Source organism: Rhodococcus sp. IEGM 1330, assembly GCF_033142445.1.
Lineage (GTDB): Bacteria > Actinomycetota > Actinomycetes > Mycobacteriales > Mycobacteriaceae > Rhodococcoides.
On record NZ_JAWLSB010000003.1, the window covers coordinates 279,434 to 298,146 of the forward strand.

16 protein-coding genes are annotated in these 18,713 nt (G+C 65.3%); 10 read left to right on the forward strand and 6 right to left on the reverse strand.

The genetic code is table 11. The features are described from left to right. Positions 1-22: 22 nt before the first annotated feature. The gene (locus R4P57_RS09480) at positions 23-1,159 is read right to left on the reverse strand and encodes a hypothetical protein (protein WP_317802580.1); all 1,137 of its coding nucleotides are present in this window, start codon (positions 1,157-1,159) and stop codon (positions 23-25) included. Positions 1,160-1,277: 118 nt separating this feature from the next. Between R4P57_RS09480 and R4P57_RS09485 the strand changes: the two genes are divergently transcribed. Genes R4P57_RS09485 through R4P57_RS09500 form a run of 4 tightly spaced genes read left to right on the forward strand, consistent with a single transcriptional unit; the run spans position 1,278 to position 7,015 of the window. Continuing rightward, complete coding sequence (locus R4P57_RS09485) at positions 1,278-4,424, forward strand: arabinosyltransferase domain-containing protein (protein WP_317802581.1); 3,147 nt, start codon at positions 1,278-1,280, stop codon at positions 4,422-4,424. Between the two features lie 55 nt (positions 4,425-4,479). Next, the gene (locus R4P57_RS09490) at positions 4,480-5,448 is read left to right on the forward strand and encodes an ATP-binding cassette domain-containing protein (protein WP_317802582.1); all 969 of its coding nucleotides are present in this window, start codon (positions 4,480-4,482) and stop codon (positions 5,446-5,448) included. Continuing rightward, positions 5,445-6,239, forward strand: a complete 795-nt coding sequence (locus tag R4P57_RS09495) for an ABC transporter permease (RefSeq protein WP_121873348.1) — start codon at positions 5,445-5,447, stop codon at positions 6,237-6,239. Before R4P57_RS09490 ends, R4P57_RS09495 begins: the two co-directional genes overlap by 4 nt. After that, positions 6,239-7,015, forward strand: a complete 777-nt coding sequence (locus R4P57_RS09500) for an endo alpha-1,4 polygalactosaminidase (RefSeq protein WP_317802583.1) — start codon at positions 6,239-6,241, stop codon at positions 7,013-7,015. Before R4P57_RS09495 ends, R4P57_RS09500 begins: the two co-directional genes overlap by 1 nt. Before the next feature lie 74 nt (positions 7,016-7,089). Here R4P57_RS09500 and greA read toward each other — a convergent pair whose 3' ends face one another. Continuing rightward, the gene (gene greA / locus R4P57_RS09505; RefSeq protein WP_008714076.1) at positions 7,090-7,584 is read right to left on the reverse strand and encodes a transcription elongation factor GreA; all 495 of its coding nucleotides are present in this window, start codon (positions 7,582-7,584) and stop codon (positions 7,090-7,092) included. A gap of 223 nt (positions 7,585-7,807) precedes the next feature. Further along, positions 7,808-8,248, reverse strand: coding sequence for a DUF4307 domain-containing protein (locus R4P57_RS09510; protein ID WP_317802584.1), 441 nt, complete (start codon positions 8,246-8,248; stop codon positions 7,808-7,810). A gap of 104 nt (positions 8,249-8,352) precedes the next feature. Here R4P57_RS09510 and mca point away from each other — a divergent pair, with 104 nt between their 5' ends. The 4 genes from mca to R4P57_RS09530 all read left to right on the forward strand — a co-directional run bounded on the left by mca (position 8,353) and on the right by R4P57_RS09530 (position 12,538). Beyond that, on the forward strand, positions 8,353-9,228 hold the full coding sequence (mca, locus tag R4P57_RS09515) for a mycothiol conjugate amidase Mca (RefSeq protein WP_317802585.1): 876 nt from the start codon (positions 8,353-8,355) through the stop codon (positions 9,226-9,228). Further along, entirely contained in the window at positions 9,225-9,497 is a 273-nt protein-coding gene (locus tag R4P57_RS09520; RefSeq protein WP_317802586.1) for a hypothetical protein, read from the forward strand. The genes mca and R4P57_RS09520 overlap by 4 nt, the downstream gene beginning before the upstream one ends. After that, entirely contained in the window at positions 9,497-11,506 is a 2,010-nt protein-coding gene (locus R4P57_RS09525) for a thioredoxin domain-containing protein (RefSeq protein ID WP_317802587.1), read from the forward strand. Before R4P57_RS09520 ends, R4P57_RS09525 begins: the two co-directional genes overlap by 1 nt. 96 nt (positions 11,507-11,602) lie before the next feature. Next, positions 11,603-12,538: a GGDEF domain-containing protein gene (locus R4P57_RS09530; RefSeq protein WP_317802588.1), complete on the forward strand. Its 936-nt coding sequence runs from the start codon at positions 11,603-11,605 to the stop codon at positions 12,536-12,538. Positions 12,539-12,544: 6 nt separating this feature from the next. Here R4P57_RS09530 and trhA read toward each other — a convergent pair whose 3' ends face one another. Then, entirely contained in the window at positions 12,545-13,210 is a 666-nt protein-coding gene (gene trhA / locus R4P57_RS09535) for a PAQR family membrane homeostasis protein TrhA (RefSeq protein WP_317802589.1), read from the reverse strand. Between the two features lie 132 nt (positions 13,211-13,342). On the opposite strand from trhA, the gene R4P57_RS09540 reads away from it, so the two are divergent. Both R4P57_RS09540 and R4P57_RS09545 read left to right on the forward strand, forming a co-directional pair. Continuing rightward, positions 13,343-14,125 carry an isoprenyl transferase gene (locus tag R4P57_RS09540; protein ID WP_317802801.1) on the forward strand — a complete coding sequence of 261 codons (783 nt, stop codon included), beginning with the start codon at positions 13,343-13,345 and terminating at the stop codon, positions 14,123-14,125. Positions 14,126-14,282: 157 nt separating this feature from the next. Then, positions 14,283-15,053, forward strand: a complete 771-nt coding sequence (locus R4P57_RS09545) for an AfsR/SARP family transcriptional regulator (protein ID WP_317802590.1) — start codon at positions 14,283-14,285, stop codon at positions 15,051-15,053. On the opposite strand, the gene R4P57_RS09550 is transcribed toward R4P57_RS09545, so the two are convergent. Together R4P57_RS09550 and coaA are read right to left on the reverse strand one after the other, a co-directional pair. Beyond that, on the reverse strand, positions 15,022-17,652 hold the full coding sequence (locus R4P57_RS09550; RefSeq protein ID WP_317802591.1) for a helix-turn-helix transcriptional regulator: 2,631 nt from the start codon (positions 17,650-17,652) through the stop codon (positions 15,022-15,024). The genes R4P57_RS09545 and R4P57_RS09550 overlap by 32 nt on opposite strands. A 14-nt stretch (positions 17,653-17,666) precedes the next feature. Then, entirely contained in the window at positions 17,667-18,605 is a 939-nt protein-coding gene (gene coaA, locus R4P57_RS09555; protein WP_317802592.1) for a type I pantothenate kinase, read from the reverse strand. Positions 18,606-18,713 lie beyond the last annotated feature (108 nt).

The window sequence follows — 18,713 nt, forward strand, 5'->3', positions numbered from 1 at the left end:
CCTGCTGGTCGACACAACCGATTCAACGCCGCAGACGTAGACGGATCACCTGGCTGACACGTGAACCTGCAACGCGCATGTAGAAGACTGCCGGTGTCCAATAACTTCGTCGAATCGCTGTGTTCACGGCCCGCCGCAGATCTGCGTCGGTGATGCCGGACTCCTGCAGCGCGGCGAGCGCAGTTTTCAGGTAGCCGCGATCGCGGCTCCTCATATTCATTCGACGAACAGCGCGCACATCGATGAATTCGGGAAAAGTCGCGCACTGTGCCCTTGCGGCCGCCAGCCCGATCTGGGTGCGAACGCATTTGGCACACCTGCCGCAATTGAAGGCCCCGTCGAGGTTCTCCCAACAGACCCGCAAATGGTTCATCGCGGTCCGGTTCTCGCCGATACGACGAATCTTGCCCAGACGGTGCAGCTCGAGCTCATGGTGCTCGAACACGACTGTGCCACTCGACCACAACGGGTCGAGGTCAGGATGAGAGCCCCACGGAGCCAGTTCCTCGAGGCAGTTCGAGGACGGGATGATGACGGTGCTCAGGTGTTGCGACAACGCCAAACCGACGTGCGCCAACGCGGAGCCGTGAAAGTCGTATCCCCAGTCCAGAGGCAGTCGGTTGCCGAAGGCCGACCTCATCGTGGTCTTCACCTCGATCAACGGCGTGCCCAACTCCGCCGCCGACTCGCGGGCTCCGGCCAGGGCTCTGGCCGCCAGGCTCTCGTCGTCGATATCGATATCGAAACCGTGCACGAAGATCAGGTGAGTGATGCGGTCCGATTCGGTGATCGCCGAGTAGAAGCTGTCGACGCCCCCGCTGAAAAAACAACCCACTCCCGTCGCGCCGGTCACGACGCGGGCGGGTTCGGCCGAAATCGATACTTCTCGAAAACGCTTCGGGTACCAGTCGAGGAAGATCTTCTGAGCTCCGGACGCACCTCGAAGTGCGGTCGAATCCACGGGGCCATCGAAAGCGATATCCCAACCCTTGCGCATCCCGGCTGTCAGGAGCGGCGGAAGCCAGGGGGTGGCGGAATGGTCCAGCGGATAATTCGACTCCGTCGTCACTCGTGTCTCGATGCCCGATGGGGTCGTTATTCGCGCGGTGATGCGGCCGGCGCCGGTGCCTTCGACATGCACCGCCATCGGGCTGATCACCGTCAGAGTGTGCCACAGCGACGGTGGTCCGAACCGGATTCGTGTCGCCAGGCCCGCTCGGACTCGACTGGTACCTTGATCAGCGACTTGTACCAGGACATCTGTGGGGGATATTTGTATGGCTCGGCTCGTCGCGATCGTCTCCGCTGTCCTGGGAATTCTGCTGACGATCGCGATACCGCTGTTGCCGATCGAGCAGCAGCAGTCTTCCCTGACGTGGCCGCAGTCGGACACGATCGGCAGTGTCGAAGCTCCGCTCGTCGGCTACACCCCGATCGGTGTCGATGCGACGGTTCCGTGTGCTGCCGCGAATCGATTGCCCGACGGCGGGCTGTTGCTGTCCACCTCGCCCAAGGGATCGCCCGACGCCTATCGCTACGGTCTCGTTGCCGAGGTGACGGGCGGTGAGGTGACGGGCGCAGAGGCATCGCAACTGAAGGTGACGTTGCGTGATTCCGTCCTCTTCGAGAAGCCGATCTCGGAACTGTCCGACTGCGCGTTGACGATCACCTCGAACGGCACGGCGACCACCGTCGGGCTGAGCGGTGCGGAGACCGTCACGCGCGAGGGCGATGTCCGACCGCAGCTGGTCGGAGTCTTCAGCGATCTTCGAGGCACCGTCGACGGCCTCACGCTGACAGCGCAGCTCGACAGTCGATTCTCGTCGACCCCGAGCGCGCTGAAGTGGTTCGCGATGATCGTCGGTGTACTCGCCACGGGCATCTCGCTGGTGGCACTGCACCGCCTCGACCTGTCCGACGGCCGACGTGCCCGACGGTTCCTCCCGCGTCGCTGGTGGACGTTCGGCGCTGCCGATGCGGTGGTGATCGGGACGCTGTTGGTGTGGCATCTGATCGGCGCGAACACCTCCGACGACGGTTACCAGTTGGGAATGGCGCGCACGGCCGATCACGCCGGGTACATGGCCAACTACTTCCGGTACTTCGGTGTGCCCGAGACACCGTTCGGCACACCGCTGTACGACATGTTCACCCTCCTCTCGCACGTCTCGACGGCCAGTGTCTGGATGCGCCTGCCGACGCTGATCTGCGCCGTCGTGGTGTGGCTCGTCATCAGTCGCGAGGTGATCCCGAGGTTCGGGGCGGCCGCTCGCGCGTCGAAGACCGCGCTGTGGACCGGCGGCCTGGTGATGCTCGCGTTCTGGCTGCCGTACAACAACGGCCTGCGCCCGGAGCCGTTCGTGGCGCTCGGAGTGTTGCTGACGTGGTGCTCGGTGGAGCGCTCGATCGCGACCCGCAGGTTGCTGCCCGCAGCCGCGGCGATTCTGATCGCTGCGTTGACAGTCACGTGCGGACCCTCAGGATTCATCTGCTTCGCACCGCTGATCGCCGGGGCTCGGCCGGTGGTGCAGATCGTCGTCGCACGAGCACGGGACTTGGGCTGTAGAACACCGCGCAATACAGCACTGGGCGCGCTGACGCTGCTCGCCCCGCTGATCGCGTCGGGCACGGTGGTGCTGGTGTTCGCATTCGGCAACCAGACCGTGGCCGGCATGCTCGAGATGCAGCGGGTGCACAATGCCGCCGGGCCGAGCCAGGCCTGGTTCGACGAGTACCTGCGCTACCAGTGGCTGATGAACATGGACATCGACGGCTCGCTCGCGCGCCGCTTCGGAGTGTTCGTGATGATCGTCTCGCTGATCGCGGTGGTCGTCGCCATGCTGCGCAAGGGCGGCAAGATCCCGGGCACCGCAACGGGTCCGGCACGGCGCATCGTCGGCATCACCGTCGGGGCGATGGCCCTGATGATGATCACCCCCACCAAGTGGACCCACCACTTCGGTGTCTTCGCCGGACTCGCCGCATCGGTTGCGGTACTGGCAGCCGTGGCGACCGGTGCGGCGGTACTGCGATCGCGGCGCAACCGACTCCTGTTCGCCGCGTCGGTCTCGTTTCTGCTGGCCGTCGCGTTCACCGGAACCAACGGCTACTGGTACGTCTCCGCGTGGGGAGTTCCATTCTGGGACAAGCCGATCCTCGTTGCCGGTCTCGGCATCTCGACCATGTTCCTCGGCCTGACCCTGCTGCTGTTGCTCGCCGCCGTCTGGTTCCACCTCCGCGCGCCCTATGTGCTCACCGACAAACCGATGGCGCGATGGTGGTCGGTGCCGCCGATCGCTGTCGGGGCCGCTCTGATGGTGCTGGTGGCTGTCGCGTCGATGGCCAAGGGCGCTGTGGCGCAATGGCCGTCGTACTCGGTCGCGAAATCGAATCTCTCGGCGCTGACCGGTGACACGTGCGGTCTTGCGAACGACGTGTTGCTCGAGACGAAGCCCAATGCCGATGTGCTGCAACCGGTCAGCGGGGACGCGTTCGCCGCACTCGGCGCAGAGAACGACGGGTTCACCCCCGATGGTGTGGCGGGCGACCTCACCGCAGACAAGGAATCCTCGGCGTCGGGCACCTCGAACACCGTCGACACGGGAGAGCAGCAGCAGCCGACGTCGACCACCGGTGCCGGAACCGGCGGCAGCGCACTGCCGTTCGGCCTCGATCCGGCCACTGTGCCGGTGCTCGGTTCGTTCGGGTCCGATGCCCCCGCCACGCTGACGACCGGGTGGTACGCACTGCCTGCCGATCCCGGCGACCTGATCTCGATCGCCGCTGCCGGACGCATCCGCTCGGTGAACTCCGACGGCATCGTCACCTACGGGCAGAGCCTCGAACTCGAGTACGGAGTCGACGGCCGGGCGCAGGGACGCGTGACACCCATCGACATCGGCCCGACGCCGTCGTGGCGCAACCTGCGCGTGCCCATGAATCAGATTCCGGCCGGTGCCAACACGATTCGGCTCGTGCTTGCCGACACCGATCGAGATTCCGACCAGTGGTTGGCGATCACCCCGCCGCGAGTTCCGCGTACCCAGACGTTGAACGAGGTCGTCGGCCGTGACGCTCCGGTTCTGCTGGACTGGGAGGTCGGCTTCAACTTCCCCTGCCAGCGTCCGTTCGATCACCGCGTCGGGGTTGCCGAAGTCCCGCAGTACCGGGTGCTGCCGGACCGCAGCGGTGCCGTCATCACCAACGCGTGGCAGGACCACTTCGGTGGTGGGCCGCTCGGGTGGATCGACATCGTCGCCTCCGCCCGCACCATCCCGTCGTATCTGTCCGGCGATTGGGACCGCGACTGGGGGTCGATCGAGCAGTACATCCCGTACGACGAGTCGGCGCAGGCGGCGCAGATCACAGCCGAAGAGGTCAAGCGTTCGGGTCTGTGGACGCCCGGTCCGATCAAGACCGGTTAATCTCTACGTGTTCTCGAGTCCTTACACCGACCAGTAGAGAAACGGGGATAGGGCAATGGCGAACGCTATAGAAGTAGAGGACCTCGTACTTCGGTACGGCAAGAACGTCGCGCTCGACGGGATCGATTTCACCGTTCCCGAGGGCACGGTGCTGGGTGTGCTCGGCCCCAACGGTGCCGGAAAGACGACGGCAGTCCGTATTCTCGCCACCTTGCTCGAGGCGACGTCGGGTTCCGCGCGAATCTTCGGGCTCGACGTCGCGACGCAGGCCAACGAGGTGCGCAGCACGATCGGATTGACCGGCCAGTTCGCGGCCGTGGACGAGTACCTGACCGGGTACGAGAATCTCGAGATGGTCGGCCGACTGTTCGGCCTACGCAAGGCGGAGGCCAAGAAGCGGGCCGAGGAACTGCTCGCACGATTCGACCTGGAGTACGCACGCGATCGCACCGCCAAGCAGTACTCGGGAGGTATGCGTCGGCGACTCGACATCGCGGCCAGCCTGATCGGCCGACCACGGGTTGTGTTCCTCGACGAGCCGACCACCGGACTCGATCCGCGTAGCCGAATCACCATGTGGGAGTTCATCGCGGATCTCGTCCGCGACGGCACGACCATTCTGTTGACCACCCAGTACCTCGAGGAGGCCGACCGCCTGGCCGATTCGATCATCGTGCTGAACAAGGGCAAGATCATCGCTCGCGGCACGGCCGACGAGCTCAAGGCCCAAACCGGCGGTGAGCGAGTCGAATTCGTGCTCACCGATCGATCCCAGGTAGATCAGGCGAAGCAGATTCTGGCCCCGATCGGCGTCGAGTCACCCACATTCGACGAACAGGTGGGCAGGATTGTCATGCCGGTCAACGGAGGCTCGAAAGACCTGTCCACTGCGTTGGCCCAGCTCGACGCGGCGGGGATCGGCGTGGTCGACGTCGGACTGCGCAGGCCCAACCTCGACGATGTGTTCCTGAGTCTGACCGGTCAGACCACCGGCGAGCCCGAGACGGCGGAGGAAGAGAAATGAGCAACGTTTTCCTGGACTCCGCGATCATCACCAAGCGAAACCTGATCAAGCTCAAGCGAGTTCCCGATCTGCTGTTCTTCGCGATGCTGTCGCCGATCATGTTCGTTCTGCTCTTCGCCTACGTCTTCGGCAGTGCCATCGACGTACCCGGCATCGACTACAAGAGCTTCCTGATGGGCGGGATCTTCGTGCAGACGATGATTTTCGGTGCCTCCCTCACCGGGTCCTCACTGGCCGAGGATCTGCAGAAGGGTGTGATGGATCGATTCCGATCGCTGCCGATGGCACGATCGGCCGTCGTCATCGGGCGCACTGCGGCCGACGTGGGCAACAATCTCGTCACCATCACGATCATGTCGATCACCGGACTCATCGTGGGCTGGCGCATCACGTCATCGTTCTTCGACGCGCTGCTCGGCTACGTGTTGTTGTTGCTGTTCGCGTATTCGATCTCGTGGGTGATGGCGCTGGTGGGACTCACGGTGCGTTCGCCCGAGATCTTCAACAACGCGTCGTTCATCGTGATTTTCCCGTTGACGTTCATCGCCAACACGTTCGTCCCGATCGACAATTTCCCGAGCGTGCTCAAGACGATCGCGGAGTGGAACCCGATCTCGTCGGTGACGTTGGCCGTGCGTGAACAGTTCGGCAACACCAACCCGATGGCACCGCCGCCGGAGGTGTGGCCGCTGCAGAACCCCGTGCTCTACACCCTGATCTGGGTCGTGTTGATGCTCGTGGTGTTCGTGCCGCTGTCGGTGCGTAAGTACCAGAAGACGATGACTGCCTGATGCGTACCGCGGCGGCGAGGGCGTGTGTGCTGGCCGCTGCGGTAGCGCTCGGGGGCTGCAGTTCCGACCCGGCAAGCACCGAACGATTCGACTACCAACTCGGTGGGGCCTACGAGGCCGAGGGTGGCCTCGACACCGTCGTGCGTGATTCCACCGCCGAGCCGCTGACCGGCGCGTATTCGATCTGCTACGTCAACGGTCTGCAGACGCAGCCCGGTGCCGAGTGGAATCCGGAACTGCTACTGCGCGACGCGGGCGGGGAGACCGTCGTCGATCCGGAATGGCCCGACGAGAACATCCTCGACCCGAGTACCGCCCAGAAGCGGGCAGAGATCGACACTGTTCTCGGGCCCGTCATCGACGCCTGTGCGGCAAAGGGATTCAGCGCCGTGGAAATCGACAACCTCGACACCTGGACCCGATTTCCGGACCTGATCGACGAGGATTCGGTCATGGCATTGGCGCGCCTCTACGCGGACCGGGCACACGCGTCGGGCATGGAGATCGCGCAGAAGAACACGCCGGACGGAGCCGGTCGGATCCGCGAGGACGTCGGGTTCGACTTCGCCGTGGCGGAGGAGTGCCTTGCGTACGACGAATGTGGCTCGTACACCCAGGCGTACGGCTCACGGGTGTACGACATCGAGTACACCGACAACCTCCCGGCACCGTTCGATCAGGTCTGCGCTCGAACGGATCGGCCGTCCGTCACGATTCTGAGAGACCGGGCTCTGGTGGCTCCGAACGATCCGGAATACGTGTACGAGCAGTGCTGACCTGCTCGGACGAGTGCACCCCCGACCACTGAGTGGCCGGGGGTGCACTGTCGTCTTTTCGAGAAGGTGAAGATCTACGTGTGGTACGGCTCCGCGCTGACGAGTGTGACCTTCATGGTCTTGCCGTTGGGCAGCGTGTACTGACGGGTGTCGCCGACCTTCGCGTCGATGAGCGAGCCGCCCAGGGGCGACGCGGGGGAGTACACCTCGAGCTTGCTGTCGCGGGCACCCTCTTCGCGAGTGGCGATCAGGAAGGTCTCGGTGTCGGACTCGTCGCCGTCGTAGTAGACCTTGACGACGGAGCCTGGCAGTGCGACGCCGGACTGGGTCGGCGCTTCGCCGACCTTCGCGTTGTTGAGCAGTTCCTGCAGCTGGCGAATGCGCGCTTCCTGCTGACCCTGATCCTCGCGTGCAGCGTGGTAACCGCCGTTCTCCTTCAGATCGCCCTCTTCGCGACGCTCGTTGATCTCGGCGGCGATGACGGGGCGATTGGAAATGAGCTGGTCGAGTTCGCTCTTGAGCCTGTCGTGTGATTCCTGGGTAAGCCAGGTCACCTGGGTCTCGGTCATCTCGATCACTCCCTCGTAGTCGGAATCATGAGGTCGATTCCGGTTTCTGAGCAGGTAGGGCACGCAACGAACAGGGGACTCCAATGGTTGGATCCCCTTGGTCGGCCCACATCCTGGAGCCGTCGTCATCGTTCGCAGGTGAACCCTGCCCGCAATGCAGCAATACACGGCACCTGTTCGGCGGCCGTGTATGACCCGACCTTACCACGAACAGGCAGTTCGCCTATCGGGCTCGTAAATATTCGGGAACATCGAGGCTGCAGCCGTAGACGTCGCCGACGGCAGGGGCAGCCGACGTCGTCACCTCGGTGGTCAGCTCCACGGAGGTGGACGTCGACTCCGGTGGGATGTACACCTCGCGCCTGCCGGTCTCGGACCCGTCGCGCGAGCGAGCGCGGACGATGCACACGGCCGGTTGCTCGGGATCCTGCCGGGTGACGCTGAACCTGATCGACATCGTGGAGTCGTCGACGATGTCGAACGAGAGCTGACTGCCTTCGATGGGTTTGACCGAGAACTTGCTGTACCCGTAGTAGGCAACGCCCACCCCTACCAGCAGGACCAGCGCTATCAGTGCGATCTTCGTCGCACGTTTCGGTGCCTGCCGAATGCCGCTCGGACCGGAACCCGACGGGTATCTACCTGCGGGAAGTGCGTTGGTCATGGCCGCTCTCGGGATCGATTCGGGGGTGCCGCTTGGGGCCTGTCGGCGTCAGATGGAACTATAGGGGCAGGCAAGAATCAGGCGAATCCGAGGTGAGGAAGAACGTGTCCGGACTGCGGCTCATGGCAGTGCATGCCCATCCCGACGACGAATCGAGTAAAGGCGCTGCGACAACGGCTCGATACGCGGCCGAAGGACACGATGTTCTGGTCGTCACCCTCACCGGCGGCGAGCGGGGAGACATCCTCAATCCGGCGATGGACATTCCGGGGGTGCACGAGCGCATCCACGAGGTTCGGCGTGAGGAAATGGCCGAGGCCGCTCGCTTTCTGGGCGTGCAGCAGACCTGGCTCGGTTTCGAGGACTCAGGGTTGCCCGAGGGCGATCCGCTCCCGCCTCTTCCCGATGGCTGTTTCGCGTTGGTCCCGTTGGAGGTCTCGACCGAGGCGCTGGTGAAGGTGGTGCGCGAGTTCAAGCCGCACGTCATCACCACCTACGACGAACGTGGCGGCTACCCGCACCCGGACCACATTCGCTGCCACGAGGTCTCGATGGCGGCATGGGAGGCAGCGGGGGATCCCGAACGCTTCCCCGACGCGGGTGAGCCCTGGACTCCGCTCAAGCTCTACTACTCGCACGGTTTCATTCGTAAGCGCATGCAGCTCTTTCACGATTGGTTCATCGACCGCGGCGAGGAAAGCCCGTTCGTCGACTGGCTGAAGCGATGGGACGGCCAACGCGACGAGATCATCGGCCGCATCACCACTCAGGTGACCGTCGGTGACTACTTCGAGCAGCGCGACGATGCCCTCCGCGCACACGCGACGCAGATCGATCCCAACGGATCCTTCTTCGCAGTGCCGCTGGACGTGCAGCGCAAGTTGTGGCCCACCGAGGAGTTCGAGCTGGCCCGCACTCGGGTCACGACGTCGCTGCCCGAGACGGACCTGTTCGCCGGAATAGAAGAGACCGACACATGATCGTTTCGATCCTCGCCCAGCAGCCCACCGGTCCCGAATTCGGCAAGTCCTCGCCGATCGGGCTGGTGATCCTGGTCGCGCTGTTGGTCGGAACGGCGCTGCTGATCTGGTCCATGAACAAGAAGATCAAGCGGCTGCCCGCCACGTTCGAGACAGAGGATCCGACGTTGGATCAGGCCCTCGACGAGGGCACCGATCGCGGCGGGATAGCGGATCCGTTTCCACCGGAACAGAATCGACCCAAACCCGCCGTGTCCGACGAGCCCTGATGCTCGACGCCAATGCCCTGGGTGAGTCCACCAGCCCGTATCTGAGGCAGCACGCGGACAACCCGGTGCACTGGCAGCAGTGGGGACCGCAGGCTCTGCAGTCCGCTCGCGATCGCGATGTTCCGATCCTGCTGTCGATCGGATACTCGGCGTGCCATTGGTGTCATGTCATGGCACACGAGTCGTTCGAGGACGAGGCGACCGCGGCGCTGATGAACGAGCATTTCGTGTGCATCAAGGTCGATCGCGAGGAACGACCCGACCTCGATTCGGTGTACATGAACGCCACCGTCGCGATGACCGGCCACGGCGGATGGCCGATGACGTGTTTCCTGACGCCCGACACCGAACCCTTCTACTGCGGTACTTACTTCCCGCCGGCCCCACGTCAGGGAATGCCGTCGTTCCAGCAGTTGCTCACCGCGATCGCCGACACCTGGTCGACGCGGCGACAGGAGGTGTTCGACGCCTCCGCCGACATCGTCACCGAACTACGCAAGCACAGTGCAGGCGTGCCCGCAGGCGGTCGCCCGATCGACGCCGACGCACTGGCGGCCTCGGTCTCTGCGATCTGTGCCGACGAGGACACCACCTACGGCGGCTTCGGCCGGGCACCGAAGTTCCCACCCGGCGCGCTGCTCGAAGGTCTGCTCCGGCACTACGAGCGCACCGGCAGCACCGAGGTCCTCGGCGTCGTTCGCCGTACCGCGTCGGCCATGGCGCGCGGGGGCATCTACGACCAGCTGGGCGGAGGATTCGCGCGCTACTCCGTCGATGCCGAGTGGGTCGTCCCGCACTTCGAGAAGATGCTCTACGACAACGCTCTGCTGTTGCGGTTCTACGCGCACGCAGCCCGTGTCGACGACGATGCGCTCGCCCGGCGGGTGGCGTCGGACACTGCGGAGTTCATGCTCCGCGAATTACGCACGGAGAACGGCTGTTTCGCGTCGGCACTCGATGCCGACACGGAAGGCGTCGAGGGTCTGACCTACGCGTGGACTCCGGAGCAACTGACCGAGACACTCGGCTTCGAGGACGGTGTCTGGGCTGCCGGGTTGTTTGCGGTGAACTCGGCGGGCACGTTCGAGGCCGGCATGTCGGTACTGCAGCTGCCTGCCGAACCCGAGGACTACGAACGGTTCGCCCGGGTGCGCAGCACGATGTCGGCCGCTCGCGCGACTCGGCCGCAACCCGGCCGTGACGACAAGGTCGTCACTGCATGGAACGGGTTGGCGATCACCGCACTGGTCGAGGCCGGTACCGGGCTGGGGCAGCCGCGATGGGTCGACGCGGCAGTCGAGTGCGGCGAGCAACTGTTCGCCGGCCACGTCGAGTCGGGCCGTATCCGCCGCGCCTCACTCGGCAGCGCAGTCGGCGAGGCCACCGGTGTGCTCGAGGACTACGCGTGTCTCGCGGTCGCCGCGGCAGCGCTGTTCCAGGCCACCGGAGACGCAGTCTGGACCGAGCGCATGACGTCGATCATCGATGCTGCGATCGACCACTTCGCCGACCCCGACGACGTCGGCGGGTGGTTCGACACCGCCGACGATGCCGAGACTCTCGTGACCCGGCCTCGTGACCCGATCGACGGGGCCACCCCGTCGGGCGCATCCACGATGGCCGAGGCGCTGCTCACCGCGGCGGCGTTGGTCGATCACAATTCCTCGGCGCGTTACGGCGAACTGGCGGCTGCCTCATTGGCGAGATCGGCGTCGATTCTCGAACGAGCGCCCAGGTCCGGTGGGCACTGGCTGGCCGTGGCAGAAGCGTCCGTTCGTGGCCCGATTCAGATCGCGGTGTCGACGGCACCCGGCGGTGACCTGCTCTCGGCCGTGCGGGCACTGGCTCCGGGAGGTTCCGTGGTGGTGGCAGGGGTGACGGATTCGTCGGTGCTGCTGACCGACCGTCCACCCGTCGACCGCCTCGAGACGGCATACGTGTGTCGCGGCTTCGTGTGCGACCGTCCTGTGACCTCTGCCCAAGAATTGCCGTTCGTACTGCAGAGGTGACCACGCTCGTCGATGCTTCGACGGGGGAACAGTACTGTTGCCGGGAGTTTCCTCGGCCTGGGGCGGTCGAACGTCTACCAATGGATCGACGGTGTCATGAGTGAAGGTGTCATGAATGAGGGTGTGGTGCGTGCGGACACCGTGCACGACGCGGTGACCGACGAGCAGCGCGCTGCTGTCGCCGATTTCGTGGCCGCGGTTCCGATGGCGGCCATGGTGCACTCGATGCACTACGAGGTGGTCGGTGCCAACATCCTCTGTGAGGGCGTTCTCGGATGCGCCGTGGACGACATGGTGGGTCGCCCCGTGGCAGATTTCGTGCCGCTCGGAGATCGCGCGTCGGCGACGCGCATGGCGGTCCAGCTCGAGCATCGCTACCCCGCCGCAGGCTCCACCGAACACGGTCGACCGATCGGAGCTCTGCGTCGAGTGCGGCGCGGCGACGGGGAGGTCGTCTCCTGCTGGATGCATGTCGGGCTCTCGACGATCGCCGGGCGACGGTTCATCGTCGCACTGCTGGACCTGGTCAATCCCGTCGCCGACGACACCGTTCACTGGCGCGATCGCGCCGAGCGCGACGAACTGACCGGATTGCTGCGACGAGGTCCTCTGCTCGCCCACGTCGACGAGTGGATCGTCGAGGATCTGCCGGTTGCCCTGGCCTTCGTCGACGTCGATCGGTTGAAGTCGATCAACGACGCGCACGGTCACCCGGCAGGTGACGCCGTGCTGGAGGCAGCGGGGCGTCGACTGCTGCAGTGGTCGCCGCGCGGGAGCGTCGTCGGTCGATACGCGGGAGACGAGTTCGTGTTCGCTGTGACGTTCGACGGGTCGAAGGGGCTCGACAGCACCGAACTCACGGAATCGGTGCGGTCGGCGATCTGCGGCGAGCCGGTGCCGTTCGGATCGAATCTGCTCGGGGTGTCGGTGAGCGTGGGCGTTGCGATGCGTGAGCCGGGGGAGTCGAGAGATCGGCTGATTCAGCGCGCCGACGCACTGATGTATCGAGACAAGGCATCCCGGACCACCTGAGGGCGATCAGAACACGACGAGCCACACGGCAACGAGGTGGCACGTTGCCGCCAATACCGTTGCCGCGTGGAAGAACTCGTGATGGCCGAAGGTCGTCGGCCACGGATTGGGCCACTTGGTGGCGTACAGCACGGCCCCGACGCTGTAGAAGATTCCGCCCACGAGCAGCAACACAAACGGTGCGTAGCCGACGTGGTCGATCAGCGCGGGTGCGACCGGCACGATCGCCCAGCCGAGGAGCAGGTACAGCGGTACCCCGACCCATCGGGGAGCGGTGGGCCACAACATCTTCAGGGCCACCCCGGCGAGGGCCCCGATCCACACGACGATGAGCAACGTGCGTCCGGTCGAGGCGGGTAGACCGAGCACGGCGAACGGGGTGTAGCTACCTGCGATGAACAGGAAGATCATCGAATGATCGGCGCGCTTCATCCAGATCTGCGACGCCGTCGTCTTCCAGTGCACGCGATGGTAGGTGGCACTGACGCCGAACACGCCGCAGACGGTGATGGAATACACGCTCACGGCTACACCCGCACCGACCGAGACCATGCTGAACGCGAGCGTGACGAGAGTGATCGCGCACACCACCGCCACGCCGAACGCATACAGGTGAATCCAGCCGCGCATCCGCGGTTTGACGGGTATCTCGTCCAGTCCGAACATCGTCATGAAGATGACCTCTCCGTACCGCCGTCGAAACCTACGCCACCGTAGGTTCTGACGCTACTGTACCGGCGACCGGCTCGCAGAGGTCGGCGTAAGGTGATCCTTCGTGGTGATGAGAGCAGCGGTGACGAAGCAGTGGTGATCATTCCGCAAAAGGTTCGCGGCGTTCTCTACAACGTCTACGAGCGGCGTCTGCTGAGCCAGCTCGAAGGGGTTCAGCACCCGAGGCACGTGGCAGTGATGTGCGACGGCAATCGCCGCTGGGCGCGCGAGAACGGGTTCACCGACGTAGCGCACGGACACCGTATGGGCGCTCTGAAGATCGCCGAGATGCTCGGCTGGTGCGACGCCGCCGGAATCGAGATGGCCACCATCTACCTGCTCTCCACCGAGAACCTGCGCCGAGACGCGGACGAATTGGATTCGTTGCTCGACATCATCACCGACGTCGTCGAGGAGATCTGCGGACCCGAGATGAACTGGGGCGTCAAGCTCGTCGGCACCCTCGACCTGCTGCCCGCGTCGACCGCGCGTCGACTCAAGGAAGCAGCAGCGCTGACCGAGGGACGGTCGGGAACGCACGTCAACGTCGCCGTCGGATACGGCGGTCGGCAGGAAATCGCCGACGCCGTCCAATCCCTGGTGACCGAGAAGATCGCCGAGGGCATCAGCGGTGACGAGCTGGTGGCCTCGATCAACGTCGACGAGATCGGCAGTCACCTCTACACCTCCGGCCAACCCGATCCGGATCTCGTCATCCGTACATCGGGCGAACAGCGACTCTCCGGCTTCCTGCTGTGGCAGAGCGCGTACTCGGAAATCTGGTTCACCGAGGCCTACTGGCCCGAATTCCGTCGAGTCGACTTCCTGCGCGCGCTTCGCGACTTCGCGGCCAGACACCGACGCTTCGGTATCTGACCTGCGCGGCCGGACTGTCCGGTCGTTCCGCGGGCTCCACTCCTGCTCGTAGTCTGCTACGAAGTTCCACTCACGACCTCAGAGCACTACGTACTTACCTCTGTATTGCTACGTAATCTGTGGCGCGATCGGCGCGAGGCTCGGAAAATTTCCGATCGTGGACTACAACGTGCTCGGACCCATGGTGGTGCGCGACGCGACCGGGGTGAAGCCAGTCGGTGGGCTCAAGCAGCGGACCGTCTTGGCGGTGCTGCTCGTGGAAGCGGGAAACGTCGTCGAGTTCGACCGACTGATCGATCTCGTCTGGAACTGCCGGCCGCCGGCCAAGGCATTGACGTCACTGCGTGCGTACATGGCGAATCTGCGTCGGGTACTCGGCGCGGAGAACGGCGCTCGGCTCGTCACGACGTCCTGGGGTTATCGGTTGGATCTGGGCAGTGACCGACTCGATCTGCGCGAGTTCGAGATGCTGGCCACGCGCGGGCGGGAGGCACTCGGCCGCGGCCGGTTCGCCGAGGCCGATGGCCAGTTCGGCCGCGCACTTGCGCTGTGGCGGGGCCCGGCGCTCGTCGAATTCGGTGATCTGGGCTTCGCCGTCGACGAGCGGGTCCATTTCGACGAGGTGCACGCCGTGGTGCTGGAATCGACGTTCGAGGCCCGTCTGCAGCTCGGTCGACACGAGACGGTGATCGCCGAGATCGAGCGCGCACTGCGGGCCGCCCCGTTGCGAGAACACCTGTGGGGTCAGCTGATGATCGCCCTCGATCGGTCGCACCGCACGGCCGAGGCCGTGGTTGCCTTTCGGCGAGCAGAGGCGGTTCTGCACAGCGAACTCGGGGTGGCTCCGTCGCGGTACCTGGTCGACATCGAGGCATCCCTGTACGGGAGCGGTTCGGTCAATCGAGCAGTGAGCCTCGTAGCGATGTGAGCTCGGCGCGGGTGCTGATCCCCAACTTCCCGAAGATGCGGTTGAGGTGCGTCTCGACGGTGCGGATCGACAGCACGACGGCGTCGGCGATGTCGCGGTTGGACAGGCCGGATGCGGCGAGGGACGCGATCTGGCGTTCGCGTGCCGTCAGGGCCGGGTCTCGTGTTCCATGCAGCAGGGGCGTGCTGGGATGTCCGCAGCGCGCGGCCAGTACGTGGCCCTGCCTTCCCGCTGTCGCCGCGGCGCGAGGGCTACTGCGCAGCAACAGGTTTTGCGCATAGAAGTACATCTCGGCCGCGTGTAGGTCCAGGCCGTGTTTTTCGGCGCTCGCGGCGACGGCCACCACCTGCTCGGTGACCGCGTTGTCCGGCCCGGACGGTGCTGCGAGCACCTCGACCATGCGTACTTCGGTGCGGGCCAAGTCCCCTTCGATCAGACCTGCCAGCTGGTGGACGGGAGCCAGTGCGGCAGCTGCGGCTCCGCACCGAGCAGCATCGACGTAGGAGAACAGGGCGGGCAGGTGGTGGTCGATAGCGGCATGGGCCTCGGCGGAGGCGATCAGCAGCTCGCAGGCCTCGTCGACGTCACCGCGGGCTGCGGCGGCCCAGCCCAGCGCCGCCAGACGCGTGCCGCGAGCCCCGAACAACGCAGGCGAGGCCGGGTTGTCGAGGTCCGCGGCCTCGATGAGGTCCGACGCCTCCTCCGAGCGCCCGTCGAGCGCGAGGGCGCGGACCAGATCGCACGCCACCATCGGTTCCATCGACCGCTGGCCGAGTGTGCCCGCGAGCGTGTAGGCCTCCGAGCACCAGCGGATCGCCTCGGCCGCGTGGCCCTGCGAGAGCAGTAGACCTCCCCGGGCCCACCCGAACCACGCCTGCTGCAGTGGTGAGAACTGTTCCACCGCTTCGTCGTACCGATAGCGAGCGAGTGCAGTGGCCTCCTCGAAGTTGCCGGCGCAGGCAATCGTGAAGCACCGCGTCAGATCCAGCACCGTCGCCGCCGGATTGTCGGGCTCGGGCTGCACCCGGGCGAGCGCAGAGAACGCGGCCGACAACCGACCTACGACGGTGGCCCCGGCGGCAACGGCGAAACTGGCAGAGATCAGCGTCGGGCCCTCCAGATCGTCCATCAACGGCTCGAGCAGGGCCAGTGAACCGGCGGTATCGCCGATGGCATGCATCATCAGGCCGCGCTGCGCTCGCAGTTGCGTTCGGATGCCGGGATCGACGATGGCGAGCTCGGTACTCGCGTTCAGGGCCAGCGCCCGCGTCGGATCCGCCAACCGCAGGACCATGTTGTCGGTGCACGCGCGCACGGCCGTCGCGCGCCGAATGTCGTTGTCGGCCCCCCGCAGAAGATCGTCGAGCCGCTGCTGCGCGGACTCGGTCATGCCGAGCTGGCTCTCCGCGGACGCGAGGATGAGCTGGGCATCGAACCCGCCGCCGGCCGCCGCAGCGGCCGAGGCCAGCTTGCGCGTCGTCTCCGGGGGCACGAAGCGCCACGACAACCGAGCCGCCTCCACCGCCGTCGGGGCATCGAGCGAGACGCCCGCGTCGATACGAAGCAGTGCAGCGGTGACGCGTTCGCGGGGGCCGAGCCCGTCGGTCGAGGCGTCGAGGGCGTCGGCGACCGTCAGGCTCAGGCGACGCCTGCGCAGTGTGGTCATGTCCTCGGTGCGCACCTGGGCGGTGATGGGCGTCGAGAACGTCACCCGGTCGATGTTCTGTTCGGTGCGGATCGTCAGCACGCCGGCCGATTCGAGTTCCTCGATCAGACGTGGATCCATCACGGCGGCTGCGGCTTCGAAGGCCAGCGAACCGGCCAGGGCGACCATGTCGAGTGCGTCGTCGATCTCGGCCGCACCGGCGTAGTCGGCGAGCGCGATCACCTCGGCCAGATGATCGCGCACCACATCGGCAAGACCGGCCGACACGGGCAGGGGAGCGGACAGGCGCCACACGTGCGACGACACCGTCAACGCGCGGCGCTCGACTGCCGTCGCCACCAGATCTCGGAGCACCACGAGGTTGCCCGAGGACAATGCCGTGACTGCGAAAACTGCTGCACTGTCGACTATTTCGCCACTGCGACCGAGCATCGACTCGATCAGCGATCGGCACTGCTCGGGAGTGAGCGGCTCGAGATCGATGCGGTCGATCACACCGTCCTTCCACAGAGCGTCGAGCACGGGGGTGCGGCGTCGACCCGCGCTCACGCTGGCCAGCACGAACAGATCCTTCGATCCGACGCGACGTGCGAGGAGCTCGACGGTCGAATCGGCCAGCCATTGGGCATCGTCGATGACCACGACGGTGTGGCGACCGCCGTGCGCGTTTGCCAGTGTGGCGGCCAGAGCTCGGTCCGATTCGACGGGGACGAATCCGGTACCGGTCGGCATCACCGTCACCACTCGATGGGGATGCCACCCGAGGCGCACCAGCGACCGCACCGCCTCGGTCAACAGGTGGGTTCGCCCGACACCGGGCGCGGCCTTGACGGCCATCCCGCCGTACCTGCCGGCGGCATGCAGAATTTGCTGCAGCTCGCCGTCTCGACCGATCAGCGGCACCTCGCCGATCGACCGCTTTTCCACCGCCATTGGTGGATTATGGTCTACAACTTACGAAGCCGCAGCCGGTTGATCGCGTGGTCGTTGTCCTTGCGTAACACCATCGTCGCTCGCGGTCGCGTCGGCAGGATGTTCTCCACCAGATTGGGCAGGTTGATCGAATGCCACAGATCCTCGGCCGCGATCTGCGCGTGGTCGTCGGACAGGCCGGCGTAGTGGTGGAAGTGCGAGGACGGATCGGTGAAGGATGTCTTGCGCAATGCGAGAAAGCGTTTGACGTACCAACTCTCGATGTCCTCGATCCGCGCGTCGACGTAGATCGAGAAGTCGAACAGATCCGAGACCATCAACCGCGATCCGGTCTGTAATACGTTGAGCCCCTCCACGATCAGGATGTCGGGCTGTCGGACCATGTGATACTGACCCTTGACGATGTCGTACGAGACGTGCGAATAGACCGGTGCGCCCACCTCTTCGGTCCCGGACTTGACCTCGGTGACGAATCTGAGCAGCTTGCGCCTGTCGTAACTTTCGGGAAACCCCTTGCGGTGCAATATGCCTCGACGCATGAGCTCGGCCGTCGGGTACAGGAATCCGTCGGTGGTGACCAGATCGACCCGCGGATGATGGTCCCATCGAGCCAGGAGTGCCTGCAGCACACGGGCCGTCGTCGACTTTCCGACGGCGACGCTCCCCGCGACACCGATGACGAACGGAACCTGACGGTCGGGGTGCTTCTCGCCGAGGAACGTCGCGGTCGCGGCGAACAGCCGTTGCCGAGCCGCGACCTGGAGGTGAATCAGTCGTGCCAGCGGCAGATAGACCTCCGCCACCTCGTCGAGATCGATCTGTTCACCCAGCCCACGCAGACCGACGAGTTCTTCCTCGGTCAGCACCAACGGCGTGGATTGGCGCAGCGTGCGCCACTGCACACGGTCGAACTCGACGTACGGACTGGACTCGCTCACGCACGGCTCCGACATACCGGAGCTGCGGAGGGTTCGGCTGAGCTCCTGTCGAGCGCGAGTCGCATGGTTCCAGATTGTGCTCGGTGCCGGTCGATCGCGCACGGGCGGGGTCGTTCGCCGTAC

What these genes read in the sequence shown, in the direction of transcription:
- coaA (WP_317802592.1), bottom strand. Translation starts at nt 18,605, where the DNA reads ATGTCGGAGCCGTGCGTGAGCGAGTCCAGTCCGTACGTCGAGTTCGAC.
- R4P57_RS09510 (WP_317802584.1), bottom strand. Translation starts at nt 8,248, where the DNA reads ATGACCAACGCACTTCCCGCAGGTAGATACCCGTCGGGTTCCGGTCCG.
- R4P57_RS09520 (WP_317802586.1), top strand. Translation starts at nt 9,225, where the DNA reads ATGATCGTTTCGATCCTCGCCCAGCAGCCCACCGGTCCCGAATTCGGC.
- R4P57_RS09550 (WP_317802591.1), bottom strand. Translation starts at nt 17,652, where the DNA reads ATGGCGGTGGAAAAGCGGTCGATCGGCGAGGTGCCGCTGATCGGTCGA.
- R4P57_RS09530 (WP_317802588.1), top strand. Translation starts at nt 11,603, where the DNA reads ATGAGTGAAGGTGTCATGAATGAGGGTGTGGTGCGTGCGGACACCGTG.
- R4P57_RS09495 (WP_121873348.1), top strand. Translation starts at nt 5,445, where the DNA reads ATGAGCAACGTTTTCCTGGACTCCGCGATCATCACCAAGCGAAACCTG.
- R4P57_RS09500 (WP_317802583.1), top strand. Translation starts at nt 6,239, where the DNA reads ATGCGTACCGCGGCGGCGAGGGCGTGTGTGCTGGCCGCTGCGGTAGCG.
- trhA (WP_317802589.1), bottom strand. Translation starts at nt 13,210, where the DNA reads ATGACGATGTTCGGACTGGACGAGATACCCGTCAAACCGCGGATGCGC.
- greA (WP_008714076.1), bottom strand. Translation starts at nt 7,584, where the DNA reads ATGACCGAGACCCAGGTGACCTGGCTTACCCAGGAATCACACGACAGG.
- R4P57_RS09490 (WP_317802582.1), top strand. Translation starts at nt 4,480, where the DNA reads ATGGCGAACGCTATAGAAGTAGAGGACCTCGTACTTCGGTACGGCAAG.
- R4P57_RS09525 (WP_317802587.1), top strand. Translation starts at nt 9,497, where the DNA reads ATGCTCGACGCCAATGCCCTGGGTGAGTCCACCAGCCCGTATCTGAGG.
- R4P57_RS09485 (WP_317802581.1), top strand. Translation starts at nt 1,278, where the DNA reads ATGGCTCGGCTCGTCGCGATCGTCTCCGCTGTCCTGGGAATTCTGCTG.